This window comes from Secundilactobacillus sp. MJ173 (assembly GCF_059704265.1).
This window is the reverse complement of record NZ_BAAKGN010000006.1, coordinates 1-817: the sequence shown is the minus strand read 5'-3', so window position 1 is coordinate 817 and position 817 is coordinate 1. Positions and strand designations below refer to the sequence as shown.

The 817-nt window shown below is 40.4% G+C and carries 1 protein-coding gene; it reads left to right on the top strand.

The window, feature by feature from the left end; translation table 11 throughout:
• Positions 1-200 precede the first annotated feature (200 nt).
• On the top strand, positions 201-817 hold a 617-nt coding region (locus AC6H04_RS00455; RefSeq protein ID WP_497569816.1), incomplete at its 3' end, for a transposase family protein.

Sequence of the window (817 nt, the reverse complement as noted above, 5' to 3'; positions counted from 1 at the left end):
GGTGAATAACCAATACCAGTTTTTTGATTGGTTTTAGGAAATTATAAAAGGACACGAAGCCCTCACATGTTACGATTAAATCGCCAAACATAACCGAAAGTGAGGAAACTATCGTGTCCCTAAGTAATGATTCTATCTTAAAGCTCTTCAAAATAACAGACCCTAATATCCAGATTACACAGGTTTATGAAGAAAGGTCAGTGATTAAACAACAGATACGCATTACAGAAGTTATTGAAGCGCAATTAACTTATCCCTTGGATCATTGCCCTAATTGCGGATATCCAACTTTAATTAAGAATGGTACCCATCAGGTTAATGCCCGATTGGCACCTGTTAACGGCGGTAAATACGTATTGAAGCTTCATAAACAGCGTTATCTGTGTAAAACCTGTGGCACCACTTGTGGCGCTAAATCATCCAATCTATTCTTTAATCACACCTTAACTCCGGCAATTCACCAAGCAGTGATGGAACTGGCGAAAGACTCATTAACGGCAACTGAGATAGCTAAGCTGCTAGGCATCTCTGATGCCAGTGTAATCCGAATCATTAATGAACACACCCAACGACCTTATCGACTTAAGGAGTTACCAACTCAACTCTGTTTTGACGAATTTCGTTCAGCTAATCATCACATGTCGTTTATCTGTTGCGCCGCACTGGCTCACCACCTGGTGACGACGTTACCAGGTAGATTAACGAATCAAATCATGAATTACTTCATCAACCGATATTCCTTAACTGAGCGCCAACGAGTTCAAAGCGTAGTCGTTGATCTGAACGCTCAATACTGTCATTTTATTAAGCGAATCTT